At 65.1% G+C, this 212-nt stretch carries 1 protein-coding gene; it reads right to left on the bottom strand.

The genetic code is table 11. The annotated features are described in order from the left end of the window. On the bottom strand, nt 1-212 hold a 212-nt coding region (locus tag H0H10_RS02275; RefSeq protein ID WP_188179085.1), incomplete at both ends, for a hypothetical protein.

The raw sequence follows: 212 nt of genomic DNA on the forward strand, positions 1-212 counted from the left end.
CAACGACGCCACCGACGCCACACCCAAAGCCGCCACATGCGACGGCACCGCCTTCAGACACTCGATCCCCTGCTCGACGAGGTAGAAGGCGACAGCCGCCGGATCGGTGACCGCTTCCTCGTCGAGAATGTGCAGCACACCACCGGTCACCAGGCTGGCGAACACCACCGTGTTGCCCAGATCCGTACCCGGCCCCTGCAACACCGCATAAC

It is taken from the genome of Streptomyces griseicoloratus (assembly GCF_014534645.1).
GTDB classification, from domain to species: Bacteria; Actinomycetota; Actinomycetes; order Streptomycetales; family Streptomycetaceae; genus Streptomyces; species Streptomyces griseicoloratus.